General features: G+C 40.7%; 15 protein-coding genes. 11 read left to right on the top strand and 4 right to left on the bottom strand.

Translation table 11 applies throughout. From position 1 onward, the window contains the following. The first annotated feature begins 134 nt into the window (after positions 1 to 134). Positions 135 to 1,397 carry an NRAMP family divalent metal transporter gene (locus tag HSISS3_RS03775; RefSeq protein ID WP_021151756.1) on the top strand — a complete coding sequence of 421 codons (1,263 nt, stop codon included), beginning with the start codon at positions 135 to 137 and terminating at the stop codon, positions 1,395 to 1,397. 38 nt (positions 1,398 to 1,435) lie between these two features. Here the strand turns inward: HSISS3_RS03775 and HSISS3_RS03780 are convergent, their stop codons facing one another. The 4 genes from HSISS3_RS03780 to yghU form a co-directional block, all read right to left on the bottom strand. Next, a complete protein-coding gene (locus HSISS3_RS03780; RefSeq protein WP_021151757.1) occupies positions 1,436 to 1,762 on the bottom strand; it encodes a type B 50S ribosomal protein L31 in 327 nt (108 codons plus the stop codon). Between the two features lie 105 nt (positions 1,763 to 1,867). Further along, the gene (locus HSISS3_RS03785) at positions 1,868 to 2,800 is read right to left on the bottom strand and encodes an FAD:protein FMN transferase (protein ID WP_021151758.1); all 933 of its coding nucleotides are present in this window, start codon (positions 2,798 to 2,800) and stop codon (positions 1,868 to 1,870) included. Further along, positions 2,787 to 3,731 carry a DHH family phosphoesterase gene (locus HSISS3_RS03790; RefSeq protein WP_021151759.1) on the bottom strand — a complete coding sequence of 315 codons (945 nt, stop codon included), beginning with the start codon at positions 3,729 to 3,731 and terminating at the stop codon, positions 2,787 to 2,789. The genes HSISS3_RS03785 and HSISS3_RS03790 overlap by 14 nt, the downstream gene beginning before the upstream one ends. A 78-nt stretch (positions 3,732 to 3,809) precedes the next feature. After that, complete coding sequence (yghU, locus tag HSISS3_RS03795; RefSeq protein ID WP_021151760.1) at positions 3,810 to 4,598, bottom strand: glutathione-dependent disulfide-bond oxidoreductase; 789 nt, start codon at positions 4,596 to 4,598, stop codon at positions 3,810 to 3,812. Positions 4,599 to 4,771: 173 nt separating this feature from the next. On the opposite strand from yghU, the gene add reads away from it, so the two are divergent. The 10 genes from add to HSISS3_RS03845 all read left to right on the top strand — a co-directional run bounded on the left by add (position 4,772) and on the right by HSISS3_RS03845 (position 15,586). Continuing rightward, complete coding sequence (gene add / locus HSISS3_RS03800; RefSeq protein WP_021151761.1) at positions 4,772 to 5,782, top strand: adenosine deaminase; 1,011 nt, start codon at positions 4,772 to 4,774, stop codon at positions 5,780 to 5,782. 216 nt (positions 5,783 to 5,998) lie between these two features. Continuing rightward, complete coding sequence (locus tag HSISS3_RS03805) at positions 5,999 to 6,595, top strand: thymidine kinase (protein WP_002887845.1); 597 nt, start codon at positions 5,999 to 6,001, stop codon at positions 6,593 to 6,595. Between the two features lie 37 nt (positions 6,596 to 6,632). Further along, positions 6,633 to 7,712 (top strand): peptide chain release factor 1, encoded by a 1,080-nt coding sequence (prfA, locus tag HSISS3_RS03810; protein ID WP_002887844.1) that lies wholly within the window; start codon positions 6,633 to 6,635, stop codon positions 7,710 to 7,712. Beyond that, positions 7,709 to 8,542, top strand: coding sequence for a peptide chain release factor N(5)-glutamine methyltransferase (gene prmC, locus HSISS3_RS03815; RefSeq protein ID WP_021145190.1), 834 nt, complete (start codon positions 7,709 to 7,711; stop codon positions 8,540 to 8,542). Before prfA ends, prmC begins: the two co-directional genes overlap by 4 nt. Continuing rightward, positions 8,529 to 9,134, top strand: coding sequence for an L-threonylcarbamoyladenylate synthase (locus HSISS3_RS03820; protein ID WP_021145191.1), 606 nt, complete (start codon positions 8,529 to 8,531; stop codon positions 9,132 to 9,134). The genes prmC and HSISS3_RS03820 overlap by 14 nt, the downstream gene beginning before the upstream one ends. A gap of 95 nt (positions 9,135 to 9,229) precedes the next feature. After that, entirely contained in the window at positions 9,230 to 10,480 is a 1,251-nt protein-coding gene (gene glyA, locus HSISS3_RS03825; protein WP_021145192.1) for a serine hydroxymethyltransferase, read from the top strand. A 6-nt stretch (positions 10,481 to 10,486) separates the two neighbouring features. Beyond that, complete coding sequence (locus HSISS3_RS03830) at positions 10,487 to 11,464, top strand: nucleoid-associated protein (RefSeq protein WP_042766915.1); 978 nt, start codon at positions 10,487 to 10,489, stop codon at positions 11,462 to 11,464. A 1-nt stretch (position 11,465) separates the two neighbouring features. Continuing rightward, entirely contained in the window at positions 11,466 to 12,077 is a 612-nt protein-coding gene (locus tag HSISS3_RS03835; RefSeq protein WP_042766916.1) for a lysozyme family protein, read from the top strand. A gap of 31 nt (positions 12,078 to 12,108) precedes the next feature. Next, positions 12,109 to 13,848 (top strand): ABC transporter ATP-binding protein, encoded by a 1,740-nt coding sequence (locus HSISS3_RS03840; RefSeq protein ID WP_042771811.1) that lies wholly within the window; start codon positions 12,109 to 12,111, stop codon positions 13,846 to 13,848. Continuing rightward, positions 13,838 to 15,586, top strand: coding sequence for an ABC transporter ATP-binding protein (locus HSISS3_RS03845; protein WP_021151764.1), 1,749 nt, complete (start codon positions 13,838 to 13,840; stop codon positions 15,584 to 15,586). The genes HSISS3_RS03840 and HSISS3_RS03845 overlap by 11 nt, the downstream gene beginning before the upstream one ends. The last annotated feature ends 85 nt before the right edge of the window (positions 15,587 to 15,671 follow it).

The following is a 15,671-nucleotide window of genomic DNA, read 5'->3' on the forward strand; positions in this document are numbered from 1 at the left end:
AGAGCTATCCGTTTGGATGGCTTTTTTCGATTTTTCAGAAAATATTTGAAATGCTATTGAAATTTTTTACACAATTGTGTAAAATAGTAACCATCAATTCAGATTATTCTGAAAATTGTTTTAGGAGGCTTTTTATGTCACAATCGAGTGTTACGAGTCAGTCAACCTGGCGTAGTAAAATAAAAGCAATGGGACCTGGTATCCTAATGGCTTCAGCAGCTGTAGGTGGTTCTCATATCGTTTCTTCAACACAAGCCGGAGGTAAGTATGGCTGGGCCTTGTTAGGTTTGGTTATTCTAGCTAATCTCTTTAAATATCCATTTTTCCGTTTTGGTGCGGAATACACAGCAGATACTGGGAAAACTCTAGTTGAAGGGTATGCTGAAAAAGGGAAGTTCTACCTTTGGGTATTCTTCATCCTCAATGTTTTCTCAGCTTTGGTTAATACAGCAGGTGTTGCAATCCTCTGTGCAGCTATCATTGCAAGTGCCTTTCCGATGCTAGGTTTGACAATTACTGTTTGGTCGTTTATCTTGGTTGCTATTATTTGGGGAATGTTGCTCTTTGGAGGGTACAAACTTCTTGATGGTATGGCCAAATGGATCATGTCAGCCTTGACTATCGCAACAGTAGCAGCAGTTATTATTGCGGCAATCAAACACCCAGAGTACAGTGCTGACTTCGTTGAAAAAACACCATGGCAGTTAGCAGCCCTTCCATTTATCGTGTCGCTTCTTGGTTGGATGCCAGCTCCAATCGAAATTTCAGCCATCAACTCACTTTGGTCAGCTGAGAAAAAGAAAACTGTTGATTTTAACACTGATGATGCCCTCTTTGACTTTAACGTTGGTTACATCGGAACAGCTATTCTTGCAGTATTCTTTGTAGCACTCGGTGCTCTTATCCAGTATCCAACTGGTAAACCTGTAGTAGCAGCCTCAGCGGCCTATATCGCACAATTCGTCGGTATGTATGAATCAGTGCTTGGTACTTGGTCTCGCTACTTGATTACTTTCATTGCTTTCTTGTGTATCTTTGGTACCGTTATCACAGTTATTGATGGTTATTCACGTGTAAATGAGATATCTCTACGACTTTTGTTTAACAAGAAAGAATCCAGTGCAACACCTTTGAACGTATGGATGACTTTGACTTCAATTATTGGTCTTATCATCATTATCTTCTTCCAAGGTCAAGTTGGTACCATGCTTCGTTTCGCCATGATTGGTTCATTCTTGACGACACCTTTCTTTGCGCTATTGAACTATGTGCTTGTCACTAAGGCTAAGAAAGATTTTCCAATGTGGTTGAAAGTGCTTGCCATTGCAGGTTTGATTTTCTTGTTCGGATTTGCACTCTTCTTTATCTGGGCTTTGGCTATTGGTAAAGCAGGTTAATAGGATTAAACGGTTTCCATACGGAAGCTGTTTTTATTTTAAAGGAGGGGGTTAGGAGAGATTATAGCCAAGAGAATACAAAAAAACCATTCCAATTGGAATGGCTTAACAACAAGATGTTGCTTATTTGAGACCGTATTTTTGTTGAAACGATCCACGCGTCCGTCTGCTTGTGTGAATTTTTGACGGCCTGTGTAGAATGGGTGAGAATCTGATGAAATTTCTACACGGATAAGTGGGTAAGTTTCACCTTCGAATTCAACTGTTTCGTTTGAGTACTTAGTTGAACCGCTAAGGAATTGGTAACCAGTAGTTGTGTCCATGAATACTACTGGACGGTAATCTGGATGGATATCTTTTTTCATGTTAAAATGTTTCCTTTCTGCCATGGTACTTTTCGCACCATAGTTTTTTTAACTATTCTAGTTTATCAAAACCTTAACTTCTTGACAAGTCTTTTTCCCTATTTTTTAGGAAAGTCGTATCTTGTATACACCGCTTGTTTGAAAGCAGTGGTTGTCTTTATCAATAATAATGGCTTCAAGGTCTTCATGGGCACTAACTTCTTGGAAAATATGCTCAAGACTTGACCCAAATAAACGAGTCGTCCAAATTTCACCATCAACTGAAAGTGGAGAAATGATAGTAAGGCTTGCAAGATTGCTAGTAACAGGATAGCCAGTTTGACTATCAAAAATATGATGATAGGTCTTACCGTCTATTTCAAAAGTCCGTTCATAGATTCCAGAAGTGACGACAGATTGGTCTCTGATAGCAAGCACCATGAGATTGGTGTTCCTCGTCTCCTTAGGATTTTGAATACCGATTCGCCATTTATGGTCAGGATTATGGAGAGCTGGTCCGAAGGTTAGAACATTGCCTCCTAGATTTATCAAGGCACTGGTTACTTTTTCAGCTTTGAGAAAGTCTGCAATCCGATCTGCGATATAACCCTTAGCTAAGGCACCCAGATCAATTTTCATTCCCTTCTCTTTGAGGAAGACACTTTGATTTTCCTCGGATAGGACAATGGCATTGGGTTTAATAATATCTAGGAGTGGAGCGATTTCTTCAGAAAGTGGAAGTCTGGCATCAGAAAAGCCAATCCGCCAGGTCTGAATGAGAGGACCAATGGCAATATTAAGGTGGCTTCCAACTTGGCAACTATGCCATTTTCCAAGAGAAATCAGTTCGAACAGTTCTGAGTGAACTTTTACAGGGTGTATACCGGCAGCCTTATTAATTTGCATGAGTTCAGAACTGTCGTCATTAGCAGAGAATCGCTTATTATAAAGATGAAGCAGTGTCTCAACCTGGTCTAGTACGGGTTCTGGTTGATTATGATAGATGGAAACATCAATAACAGTTCCCATAAGATGTACACGACGATTAGTGAGTTGCATGGGCAACAGTATCCTTGATTTCTTGATAGATTTGGTCATTTTCCTCTAAGCTGTAGGAATTGGCACCACTGGCAAGTGGGTGTCCACCACCGTCATGACGCTTAGCAATCTCGTTGATGACAATAGACTTACTACGAAGTCGCACACGGTAATGCCCTTCAGGCTGCTCTACGAAAATAGCCCATGATTGAACGGTGTCAATACGGCCAGGAGTGCCAACAATGGCTGAACTTTCAGCATCAGAGACATTAAAGTCATCAAGTACTTTTCGTGTTAGGACGACTCGAGCTGCTCCATTTTCATCAACATCAAGATTATCGAAAATATAGCCTTGCAATTTAGCGATTTTGAAGGGAAAACTGTCCATACGACGTGCCATAGCAGAAAAATCGAAGTCGTATTCACGTAGTTTTGCTGCAATGTGAAGTGTTTTTGCAGTTGTCGATGGGAAGAGGAAGCGTCCCGTATCGCCAACTATGCCATTATAGAGAACACGTGCAGCCGCATCTGAAAGTGCTAAACCGACAGTGAGAGCCCAGTCTGTCACAATTTCGCTGGCACTTGAAGCAGTAGTATCAACTAAAAGCAGGTCTCCGTAAGCATCATCGTTAGGATGGTGGTCAATTTTGATAAGAAAGTCGCCCTTACTATATCGGTCATCATCAATACGAGGAGTATTGGCGGTATCAGTAACGATAACAAGAGCTCCTTCATAATCCTGATCAGCTACTTCATCCATCTCAGCAATCCAAGATAGAGTTGGTTCATTGATACCCGTTGCAAGGACCTTTTTATCTGGAAAGTTTGTTTTCAAAATTTCCTTCAAACCTACCTGACTACCGATGGCATCAGGGTCTGGTCGTTGGTGGCGATGAATAATAATAGTGTCATAAGCTTTGATTTTTTCTAAAATAGCTTGAAATACAGTCATAAAAATCTCCTTGTGATTTTTTCTATTATATCATGAATAGAAGCAAAAACGATTAGCCTAAACTAACCGTTGCAAAGATTAAATCTCTTTATAATCAACATCAAGGCCACGCTGAACAGCTGGACGGTTGCTGATCTTATCAGCCCAAGCTTGAAGATGCTTGTATTCTTTAACGTTAAGGAAGATACCAGCCTTGTCCCAAATCTTATCCTGAGCAAGTCGGCCATACCAAGACCAGATTGCGATATCAGCGATAGTATACTCATCCCCAGCGATATAAGGTTTGGTTGCAAGTTCTTTATCAAGCAAGTCAAGTTGGCGTTTGGCTTCCATAGCAAAACGGTTGATGGCGTATTCGATTTTTTCAGGAGCGTAATGGAAGAAGTGACCAAAACCACCGCCTAGGAAAGGTGCAGCGCCTGTTTGCCAAAAGAGCCAGTTGAGAACTTCAGTACGTTTAGCATGATCAGTTGGAATAAGTTTTCCAAACTTTTCAGCCAAGTAAAGGAGGATGTTAGCTGATTCAAAGACACGAACGGGTTGGTCTTCGGAATAGTCCATCATGGCAGGAATCTTTGAATTTGGATTGATAGCAACAAAGTCTGATCCAAACTGGTCACCATCACCAATCTTAATACGATAAGCATCATAACCTGCTTGAGTCACGCCGAGTTCTTTAAGTTCTTCTAACATGATAGTTGCCTTGATACCGTTTGGCGTCGGAAGAGTATAGAGTTGGAAAGGTTGATCGCCTTTTGGTAAGGTTTGTTCAAAACGGGCGCCAGCAGTCGGTTGGTTAATACCACCCCAGGCTCCTCCCATAGCAGCTGGATTTTCCCAAACTTCGGGTAAAATATAGTCAGACATGATAATTCTCCTTGTATTCTTGATAGTTACATCCTAACAAAATGCTAGTGGCATTTCAAGAATCTGCTACGTCTCATTAGCTCTAGCATCTTGACTTTTTTCTATGGAATGATAATATAGTAAAAATTAATTTTATTTGATTAACAAAAACAAAGATTGGGAGAGTAAAAAATTTGACAGCTATCGATTTTCATCACTTGGCTAAAACAGAATTGCACTGCCATTTGGATGGTTCTTTGTCAATAGAGACCATTCGTCATCTTGCTAAATTAGCACAGATTGAACTGCCAGAAGATGACGAAGAGCTCAAACACCATGTGACAGCTCCACATACCTGTGAGAGTCTGCTAGATTATTTGGAGGCTTTCGATTACATTAGCCCACTGTTACAGACTAAGGAAGCTTTAACCCTTGCTGCCTATGATGTGGCTAAGCAGGCTGCTCTTGAGAATGTCATCTATATTGAAGTGCGTTTTGCACCTGAATTGTCTATGGATAAGGGGCTTACTGTCGTTGAAACTATCCAAGCTGTTTGTCAAGGGTTACGTCAAGCTCAGGACGAATTCGGTATTGTGGCTAAGGCCTTGGTTTGTGGAATGCGTCAATCGGACCAAGATTTGACTTCTCGTATCCTTGATGAAGCCAATAAGGTTGAAGAGACTGATTTTGTTGGCTTTGATTTTGCTGGTGATGAGCATCATTATGGACCAAAGGCTATTGAATCTTTGATTGAACAAGTTCAGAATTACGACCGTCCTATGACTTTCCACGCAGGTGAATGTGGCTGCCCAGCCTTCCTAGCTCAGTCTATTGCAATGGGAATCAAGCGTAATGGACATGCGACTATCCTGGCTCAAGAGCCTGAACTTTTGGAAGAATTTGTAAAAAATGGTGTCACAGGTGAATTGTGTCTGACAAGTAATCTTCAGACCAAGGCAGCTGTGACTGTTGCTGATTTCCCTTACCTAAAAATGAAAGCAGCGGGGGCAAACATTACGATTAATACGGACAATCGTACCGTTTCTGATACAAACCTAACCAAAGAATACGAACTCTATCACAAGCATTTTAACACTTCTGTTCAAGATTTCTTTGTTCACAATAAGACAGCGATTGAGGCTTCCTTTGCTAGTAATGAAGAGAAAGAAGAACTTCTTGAAAAATTGACTCAGGCTTATTCATAAGAAATAAGGTTAAGATAAAGTAGATGTAAGAGCTAAACGAGTGTAGCTCAAACAGAATGACTAAGTGCTCTGTTAAAAAGGTTGGTACTGATTTTCTTATTTGAGTCAAGAATAAGAAGACAATGTGAATTTTTTCAAAAATTGTTCAGTATCAGGCCCTTTTGCGTCTCGAATTATGATAAAATAAGTACAAAATATATTTTAGAGGAGTCTGGTTTGGCACAGCTTTATTTTCGCTACGGCACCATGAATTCGGGAAAATCTATTGAAATTCTCAAGGTGGCCCATAATTATGAAGAACAGGGAAAACCAGTTGTGCTTATGACCAGTCGTCTGGATAATCGAGATGGTGTAGGTTATATTTCTAGCCGAATAGGTATGAAACGTAAGGCTTATCCAATTGGTAATGACACGGATATTTTTGGATACATTGCTGCTATGAATCCTAGTCCTTATTGTGTTTTGATTGATGAGGCTCAATTTCTGACTCGGGCAAATGTCTACGATTTGGCACGTATTGTTGACGAATTGGATATTCCCGTAATGGCATTTGGCTTAAAAAATGATTTTCAAAACAACCTGTTTGAGGGATCAAAGTATCTCTTGCTTTTATCTGACAAGATTGATGAAATAAAAACCATCTGTCATTACTGCTCTAGGAAGGCAACTATGGTTCTACGCATGGAAAATGGAGAGCCAGTTTATGAAGGGGCACAGGTTCAAATTGGAGGTCATGAGAGTTATATTTCCGTTTGTCGAAAGCACTGGTTTAACCCACCTCGCAAGAAAATAGTTCCTTTGAAAGAGGATTAAAAACGATTATCAGTTATACAAGGAGTAACAGTAACAAATGAACATTTATGATCAGTTGCAGGCGGTTGAAGACCGTTACGAGGAATTAGGAGAGCTACTTAGTGACCCTGAGGTTGTTTCGGATACTAAGCGTTTTATGGAATTGTCTCGTGAGGAGGCTAATACCCGTGAAACTGTAACAGTTTACCGTGAATACAAGCAAGTTATCCAAAACATCACAGATGCTGAGGAGATGATTAAGGAAGCAAGCGGTGATCCTGACTTGGAAGAAATGGCTAAGGAAGAACTCAAAGAATCCAAAGCCGCTAAAGAGGAGTACGAAGAACGTTTGAAAATTCTTCTCTTGCCAAAAGACCCTAATGATGACAAGAATATCATCCTTGAAATCCGTGGGGCTGCAGGTGGTGATGAAGCAGCTTTGTTTGCGGGAGACCTCTTAAATATGTACCAAAAATACGCTGAAACACAAGGTTGGCGCTTTGAGGTCATGGAAGCATCATATAATGGTGTCGGAGGTATCAAAGAAGTGGTTGCCATGGTTTCAGGACAATCAGTCTACTCTAAACTCAAATATGAATCGGGAGCGCACCGTGTACAACGTGTCCCTGTGACTGAGAGCCAAGGACGTGTCCATACTTCAACGGCAACTGTCTTGGTCATGCCAGAAGTTGAAGAAGTGGATTATGAAATTGATCCTAAAGACCTTCGTGTTGATATCTATCACGCTTCTGGTGCTGGTGGTCAGAACGTCAATAAGGTTGCGACTGCCGTTCGTATGGTCCATATTCCAACTGGCATTAAGGTTGAAATGCAAGAAGAACGTACGCAACAGAAAAACCGTGATAAAGCCATGAAGATTATTCGTGCCCGTGTGGCTGACCACTTCGCACAGATTGCTCAAGATGAACAAGATGCTGAACGTAAATCGACTGTTGGTACAGGGGATCGTTCAGAGCGTATCCGTACGTACAACTTCCCACAAAACCGTGTGACAGATCACCGTATTGGTTTGACCCTTCAAAAACTAGATACGATTTTAGCTGGTAAACTAGATGAAGTTGTTGATGCTTTGGTTCTTTACGATCAAACACAAAAATTGGAAGAACTTAACAAATGATTCTGGCAGATGCCTTAGCAGGCTATGAGAAGGAACTTGGGGCTGTTGGAGAAGAGCCAGAGGCTCTGTCCTTTGTCTATCGTGGTTTGAAACATTGGGATTTGACGCAATTTGTTCTTCATCTACGACAAGAAGTTTCAGAGGAAGACGAAAAGCTTCTTTCTAGTATCTTTAATCAACTAAAAGCGCATAAACCTGCTCAGTATATCCTAGGTTTTGAAGATTTTCATGGCTTACGTTTTCAAGTTGATGAGCGTGTTTTGATTCCTCGTCCTGAAACTGAGGAATTAGTGGAGCTAATTTTGGTGGAAAACCCAAAGACAGAGCTTAAGGTTCTTGATATTGGAACTGGGAGTGGTGCTATTGCAGTGTCTCTGAAAGAGAGTTGTCCTCTTTGGCAAGTGACAGCCAGTGACTTGTCTGTGGATGCTTTAGAACTTGCTAGAGAAAATGCCAAGCTCAACCAAGTAGACATCAGTTTTATTCAATCGGATGTTTTTGAAAATATTTCTGGTAGTTTTGATATTATTGTGTCCAATCCTCCCTATATTTCTGAAAATGATAAGAACGAAGTTGGTTTAAATGTCTTGACTAGTGAGCCCAAGTTGGCTTTGTTTGCTGATGAAGATGGCCTTGCCATTTATAGACAGATTATTGAGAGGGCTGCTAAGCATCTAAGTCCTCAAGGAAAACTCTATTTTGAGATTGGCTATAAGCAGGGCAGTGATTTGAAGAAACTCTTGTCTCTACATTTTCCAGATAAGTGTGTGCGTGTCCTTAAGGACCAATTTGGGCAGGATAGAATGGTTGTGATGGATGATGGAAACTAACACGGATTTAAAAGCAATCTTGGCAAATGGAGGGGCAGTCGTCCTTCCCACAGAGACGGTTTATGGTCTTTTTGCTAGAGCTTTGGACGAGAAGGCGGTCAATCATGTCTATGAGCTAAAAAATCGTCCTAGGGATAAGGCTATGAATTTGAATGTCGCTTCTTATGAAGATATATTGACCTATTCAAAAGAGCAACCCGACTATCTCAAAAAACTTTACGATGCTTTTTTGCCTGGACCTTTGACCATCATTTTAAAAGCTAATGACCAAGTACCTAAGTGGATTAATTCGGGTTTGGCGACGGTTGGCTTTCGCTTGCCAAACCATCCTGTGACTAGAGAATTGATTCAAGCTGAAGGACCTCTGATTGGTCCATCCGCTAACAAGTCGGGAATGGCAAGTGGCCGTTATTTTGACCACATCAGAGCGCAGTTTGATTTTCAGGTGACAGGCTATCAAGATGATGATGCCCTGTTGGGCCTAGATTCGACGATTTTGGACCTGTCTGTTACTCCAGCAAGAATACTTAGACAGGGAAAGATTACAAAAGATGACCTATTGGCAGCTCTACCAGAGTTGACCATAGAATAAATGACTAACAGTGGCCCGGGAAAGTGTGAGAAAACTTTCAGTTGTGTATGGGTGAGTTGAGAAAAACCCATTAGACCAATAAATAGGAGATTTCAATGATTTTTGACAAAGAAGATTACAAAGCATTTGACCCTGAACTTTGGGAAGCCGTTGCCAAAGAAGAAGAACGCCAGCAGAACAATATTGAATTGATTGCTTCTGAAAATGTCGTTTCTAAGGCTGTTATGGCGGCTCAAGGAACACTTTTGACCAACAAATACGCTGAAGGCTATCCTGGTAAGCGTTACTACGGTGGTACAGATGTTATTGATGTGGTTGAAACCCTTGCTATTGAACGTGCTAAGAAACTTTTTGGTGCAAAATTTGCCAATGTACAACCTCACTCAGGTAGTCAGGCCAATGCTGCTGTTTACATGTCTTTGATTCAACCAGGTGACACTGTGATGGGGATGGATTTGTCAGCTGGTGGTCACTTGACACATGGTGCGCCAGTTAGTTTCTCTGGTAAGACTTATCACTTCGTTGCTTACAATGTTGATAAGGAAACTGAGCTTCTTGATTATGATGCTATCCTTGCTCAAGCAAAAGAAGTAAAACCAAAACTTATTGTTGCGGGGGCTTCAGCTTACTCACGTATCATTGATTTTGCTAAATTCCGTGAAATCGCTGATGCAGTAGGTGCTTATCTCATGGTAGATATGGCTCATATTGCTGGTCTTGTGGCATCAGGCCATCATCCAAGTCCAGTACCTTACGCACATGTGACAACCACAACAACTCACAAGACTCTCCGTGGTCCTCGTGGTGGATTGATCTTGACTAATGATGAAGACATTGCTAAGAAAATCAATTCTGCCGTCTTCCCTGGTTTGCAAGGTGGTCCTTTGGAACACGTTATTGCAGCTAAGGCTGTTGCCCTTAAAGAAGCACTTGACCCTGCCTTTAAGGAATACGGTGAAAATGTCATCAAGAACGCCGCAGCTATGGCAGATGTTTTCAATCAACATCCAGACTTCCGTGTCATTTCAGGCGGAACAAATAATCACCTCTTCTTGGTCGATGTGACTAAGGTTGTTGAAAATGGTAAGGTTGCTCAAAATGTTCTTGAAGAAGTGAATATTACCTTGAACAAAAATGGTATTCCTTATGAACAATTGTCACCATTCAAAACATCTGGTATTCGTGTAGGTAGCCCAGCTATTACAAGTCGTGGTATGGGTGAAGCTGAGAGCCGTAAGATTGCTGAGTTGATGATCCAAGCTTTGGAAAATCACGACAAACCAGAAGTTTTGGAACGCATTCGTGGTGAAGTCAAAACACTTACAGATGCCTTTCCACTTTATTAAGGGATTATGTTAGATTTATATATTAAACACATTATCATTCATCAGTTTTCGCCAAATGATACGGAGCTGGTATTGGCAGAAGCGCCTCTTGAAATAACACCACGTTTGGATGAGTATTTCCGGAAGAAACTGTCAAAAGTTTTCTCGGATGAGGCTAAACGTGGGTATTTCGAAGCAGAAAATGTTTTCATCAGTCATCTAGGGGATGATTTGATGGAAAGTTCTGTCAAAATTGCCCAACTTTGGAAGGAAGAATTTGTCATTTCTGAAGATCAAAAGACCAATGATTTGGTCTTTATTCAGTTTGACAAAGAAGGACAAGAGTATTTTGCATTCTTGCGCATTGCCCTAAAGGACAGTTTGATTCATTCTTTGGGAGATAGCCAGCATCCAATTCAATTGTCACAAAATAATCTGCCTTCTGCGGCTCAGACACCAGATGAAGCTTTGATAATTAACCGTAGCAGTAAGCAGTATTATCTGATTGAAAAGCGTATCAAACACAACGGTAGTTTTGCCAATTATTTCTCTGAAAACCTCTTGCAGGTCCAACCTGAACAGTCTGTCAAGAAGTCAATTAAGATGGTTGAAGACACGGCTCAAAAAATTGCTGAGAATTTTAATCAAGATGACTTTAACTTCCAAGGAAAAATGAAATCGGCTATTTTCAATAATTTGGAAGAAGACCAGGAATTGTCTCCTGAAAAATTGGCAGACCAGCTTTTTGATAATAATTTGACAGCTCGTTTGACCTTCGTTGATGAGCTTAAAGAGGCTATTCCTGAGCCTATTTCGGTCTCAGATATTGACCATTCTCGTCAAATTAAGAAATTAGAGAATCAAAAGCTATCGTTATCAAACGGAATTGAGTTAATTGTGCCTAATAACGTCTATCAGGATGCTAATAGTGTTGAGTTTATTCAAAATCCTGATGGCACCTATTCAATTCTCATCAAAAATATCGAGGATATCATCAATAAATAATATGTTTAAATGGATAAGACGTCTGGTGGTTCTTGTGCTAGTCTTCTTTCTAGGAATTCAAGCCTATCGTCTGCATGCCAATATACAACATGTCTTAGCTTATGAATCTATGGTTAAGGAAGTGTTGGCAGAGGATGATGTTGATAATACAACCAATGTAGATTTGGTCCTAGCAATGATTTACACAGAAACCAAGGGGAAGACAGATGACGTGATGCAGTCCAGTGAAAGTTCTTCAGGGGTTACTAACTCCATCAAAAATCGAAAAGAAAGTATTCGTCAGGGGGTGACAGTACTTTCAGAGAACCTGGAAGAGGCTGCCCACCATAAGGTGGATCCTTGGACAGCAGTGCAAGCCTATAATTTTGGTAAAGCCTATATTGATTATGTAGCTGATAATGGTGGAGTAAACACTGTTGAACTAGCAAAGGCCTATTCTAAAAATGTCGTTGCTCCAAGTCTTGGAAATACCAGTGGAAAGACCTACACCTATTACCAACCAGTTGCCATGTACTATGGTGGTGGAAAGCTTTATACAAATGGCGGAAATATTTATTACGCTAAGGAAGTACAGTTTAATCTCTTTTTGATGCGTATGTTCTCACGTCTCTAAGAGTGGCTACTTCATTTTTAAGGAAAGACCAATGAAAGCATTATTAGTTTATTTTAGGGGATATGTCAAAGACAGTATCCTGGGACCCGTGTTTAAATTAATCGAAGCCTGTTTTGAACTCCTCGTTCCTCTAGTGATTGCTGGAATTGTCGACACAACTATTCCGAATAAAGACCAAAATCATCTGTTTATGATGATTTTTCTCTTGTTTGGACTTGCCTTTGTTGGCGTTGTTGTTGCTGTTTCAGCTCAGTATTTTTCATCTCGAGCAGCAGTTGGCTATGCGCAAGGTTTGACTAATAATCTTTATGCCAAAATCATGCGATTATCAAAGGAAAAGCGTGATGAGATAGGAACTTCGAGTTTGGTGACACGCCTAACTGGTGACACTTTTCAGATTCAAACGGGGATTAATCAATTTTTACGACTCTTTTTGAGAGCTCCCATTATTGTGACAGGTGCTATTATTATGGCATTTCGGATTAGCCCACGCTTGACCCTCTGGTTTCTTGGTATGGTTCTAGTGTTGACGCTTATTATTGTGGTGGCAAGCCGTATCGTCAATCCCCTATATGCTAAAATTCGGGTGATTAATGAGTCAATTGTTACTAGTACTCGTCAGCAACTTGAAGGAATGAGGGTTATCCGAGCCTTCGGACAGAGTGAGCATGAGTTAGATAACTTTACAACTATAAATAAAGACTTGAAGACCTGGCAACTCAAAACTGGGGTTATAGCAAGTCTCATTAGTCCTTTGACTTTTTTGGTTGTTAATATGACCTTAATTGCCATTCTTTGGCAAGGAAATCTCCAGATTCAAGGTGGACTCTTGACGCAAGGAATGCTGATTGCCTTGGTTAATTACCTCTTGCAAATTTTGACGGAGCTCCTTAAATTAGCCATGATGTTAACTAATCTCAATCAAAGTTTTATATCTGCTAAACGTGTAGAAACTATTTTCAATCTTGAGGATGAGGACATTAAGGCACCTTTAACAATTAAGAAAGCTGATCAAGAAGCGTTGGTGCTTGCTATAGACCAGATGTCCTTTACCTATCCGACAGCTAGTCAGCCATCTCTTCAGGGGATTAACCTTAGACTGACCGAAGGAGAGTCTCTAGGCATTATTGGAGGTACAGGTTCGGGTAAATCGACCTTGGTCAACTTAATCATGAACTTATATCAACCTCAGCTTGGCAGCTTAACCATCTTTAATAATCAAGCATCACCAAAAAATCTAAAGGCATGGCGTTCTTGGGTGGCCTATGTCCCTCAAAAAGCTGAGTTATTTAGAGGAACAATTCGTTCTAATCTGACCCTGGGACTTAAGCATGAACCTAGCGACCAGGAACTATGGCATGCGCTTGACATGGCTCAAGCTGCTGACTTTGTTCGAGATAAGGAACTTGGTTTAGATGAGCCAGTCGAGTCATTTGGCCGTAATTTTTCTGGTGGTCAACGTCAGCGTCTGACTATTGCGCGTGCTTTGATGAGACCAGCACCTTTTTTGATTTTGGATGATTCAACCTCAGCATTGGATTATTTGACTGAGAGTCGACTATTAGCAGCCATAAGAGAAAATCTTACATCAACCAGCTTGATCATTATTTCGCAAAGAACCAATAGTTTAAAAGCTGTAGATCAGATTTTGGTTCTTGATAAGGGCCATCAACTTGGTCTGGGTAATCATGAAGAATTGCTTGCCACTAACAAACTTTATCAAGATATTCATTATTCTCAGCATCAAAAGGAGGCTGCTGATGAAAGCTAGAAATAATAAGTCGACGCTTAGACGTCTCAGTCGAGACATCTTAAGTCAGCGCTCCCTCTTAGTCATAGCGACAGTTGGTACTATTATTCAGGTTGCTTTAACGGTTTACTTACCTATTTTGATTGGTGATGCAGTGGATGCTGTTCTCAAAAAGAATGCTGTCCTTCTAATATCACATTTAATATGGCAAATGCTTGCGGTTATCGTAGCTAATAGTGCTATCCAGTGGCTAAATCCTTTGATTTATAACCGTTTGGTATATTCTTACAGCGAGAGTTTACGTGAGAGGGTTATGATGAAAATTCATGCCCTGCCTCTCAGTTACCTTGATCGTCAAGGAACTGGAGATATGGTTAGTCGTGTGACGACTGATAGTGACCAACTGAACAACGGACTTCTCATGGTTTTTAACCAATTTTTCGTTGGTCTCTTAACCATTTTTGTCATTATCACTACCATGGCTCGCTTAGATTGGTTCATGATGCTTCTGGTTCTGGTGATGACCCCTTTGTCTGTCCTTGTCGCTCGCTTCATTGCCAGAAAAAGTTATCAACTTTATCGACATCAGACCAAGTGGCGAGGGATGCAGACCCAGCTGATTGAGGAAAGTCTTACCCAAGAAGCTCTGGTCCAAAGTCTAAATGCCCAAAGTCAGATGGTTCGAAACTTTAGAGAAGTCAATGGTAAGTATGCTGCTTATTCAAGGGGGGCAATCTTTTATTCATCAGCGGTCAATCCGGCCACTCGCTTTGTCAATAGCCTTATTTATGCGCTGATTGCAGGTGTCGGAGCTTACCGTATCATGTCAGGTGGTGCTTTTACAGTCGGCCAATTAACAACCTTTCTCAACTATGTCACGCAATACACAAAACCTTTCAATGATATTTCATCAGTCCTTTCAGAGCTTCAAAGTGCTCTTGCCTGTGCTGATCGTCTCTATATGATTTTGGATGAAAATGAAATCCCAGAAACGGGTCATTTGGTTTTGAAAGAGGAAGACGTGCAGGGACAATTTCAATTTGACCATATTCAATTTGGTTACTTATCAAACAAACCTCTTATCAAGGATTTGAGCATTGATATTCCTGCTGCAAGTACTGTTGCAATCGTTGGTCCGACAGGAGCAGGTAAATCAACCCTTATCAATCTTTTGATGCGCTTTTATGATTTAGACAAGGGCCAATTGCGACTGGATGGCAGATCGATTACAGATTACACTCGAGAAAGTCTTCGTAAACAGATTGGTATGGTGTTACAAGAGACCTGGCTTGAAGTTGGGACTATCCATGACAATATCGCCTACGGCAACCCCAAAGCTAGCCGAGAGGAAGTTATAGTTGCAGCTAAAGCCGCAAATGCTGACTTCTTTATTAATCAGTTACCCCAAGGCTATGACACTTATCTAAGTGATGCGGGTCAATCTCTTTCTCAAGGGCAACGTCAGCTACTGACAATCGCTCGTATATTTGTTAATTTGCCTAAGATTCTTATCTTAGATGAAGCTACCTCAAGTATTGATACCCGTACGGAACTTCTCATTCAAGAGGCGTTTGCTAAACTAATGAAGGGCCGAACGAGTTTCATCATTGCCCACAGACTCTCAACCATTGAAAATGCCGATCTTATTTTAGTCATGAATAATGGGGATATTGTTGAGTACGGAACTCATCATCAACTAATGAAAGCTAAGGGTATGTATTATCAAATGCAGACAGCCCAAAAGACACAAAACAGTTAAAACTAACAGAGCTTTTTTAGCTCTGTTTTTAAGATATTTAGGTATTAGTTTGTGCAAAAATAACTAGTGATGAAATTGAATAATT

The sequence above is a fragment of the Streptococcus sp. HSISS3 genome, assembly GCF_000448605.1.
In the GTDB taxonomy this organism is placed as follows: domain Bacteria; phylum Bacillota; class Bacilli; order Lactobacillales; family Streptococcaceae; genus Streptococcus; species Streptococcus raffinosi.

Bases quoted from the DNA above. Each gene is read 5' to 3' on its own strand.
- HSISS3_RS03820 (WP_021145191.1), top strand. From the start codon at position 8,529: ATGATGGAAACTAACACGGATTTAAAAGCAATCTTGGCAAATGGAGGG.
- HSISS3_RS03775 (WP_021151756.1), top strand. From the start codon at position 135: ATGTCACAATCGAGTGTTACGAGTCAGTCAACCTGGCGTAGTAAAATA.
- HSISS3_RS03790 (WP_021151759.1), bottom strand. From the start codon at position 3,731: ATGACTGTATTTCAAGCTATTTTAGAAAAAATCAAAGCTTATGACACT.
- HSISS3_RS03840 (WP_042771811.1), top strand. From the start codon at position 12,109: ATGAAAGCATTATTAGTTTATTTTAGGGGATATGTCAAAGACAGTATC.
- HSISS3_RS03845 (WP_021151764.1), top strand. From the start codon at position 13,838: ATGAAAGCTAGAAATAATAAGTCGACGCTTAGACGTCTCAGTCGAGAC.
- prfA (WP_002887844.1), top strand. From the start codon at position 6,633: ATGAACATTTATGATCAGTTGCAGGCGGTTGAAGACCGTTACGAGGAA.
- prmC (WP_021145190.1), top strand. From the start codon at position 7,709: ATGATTCTGGCAGATGCCTTAGCAGGCTATGAGAAGGAACTTGGGGCT.
- HSISS3_RS03780 (WP_021151757.1), bottom strand. From the start codon at position 1,762: ATGAAAAAAGATATCCATCCAGATTACCGTCCAGTAGTATTCATGGAC.
- yghU (WP_021151760.1), bottom strand. From the start codon at position 4,598: ATGTCTGACTATATTTTACCCGAAGTTTGGGAAAATCCAGCTGCTATG.
- HSISS3_RS03830 (WP_042766915.1), top strand. From the start codon at position 10,487: ATGTTAGATTTATATATTAAACACATTATCATTCATCAGTTTTCGCCA.
- HSISS3_RS03785 (WP_021151758.1), bottom strand. From the start codon at position 2,800: ATGCAACTCACTAATCGTCGTGTACATCTTATGGGAACTGTTATTGAT.
- glyA (WP_021145192.1), top strand. From the start codon at position 9,230: ATGATTTTTGACAAAGAAGATTACAAAGCATTTGACCCTGAACTTTGG.
- HSISS3_RS03835 (WP_042766916.1), top strand. From the start codon at position 11,466: ATGTTTAAATGGATAAGACGTCTGGTGGTTCTTGTGCTAGTCTTCTTT.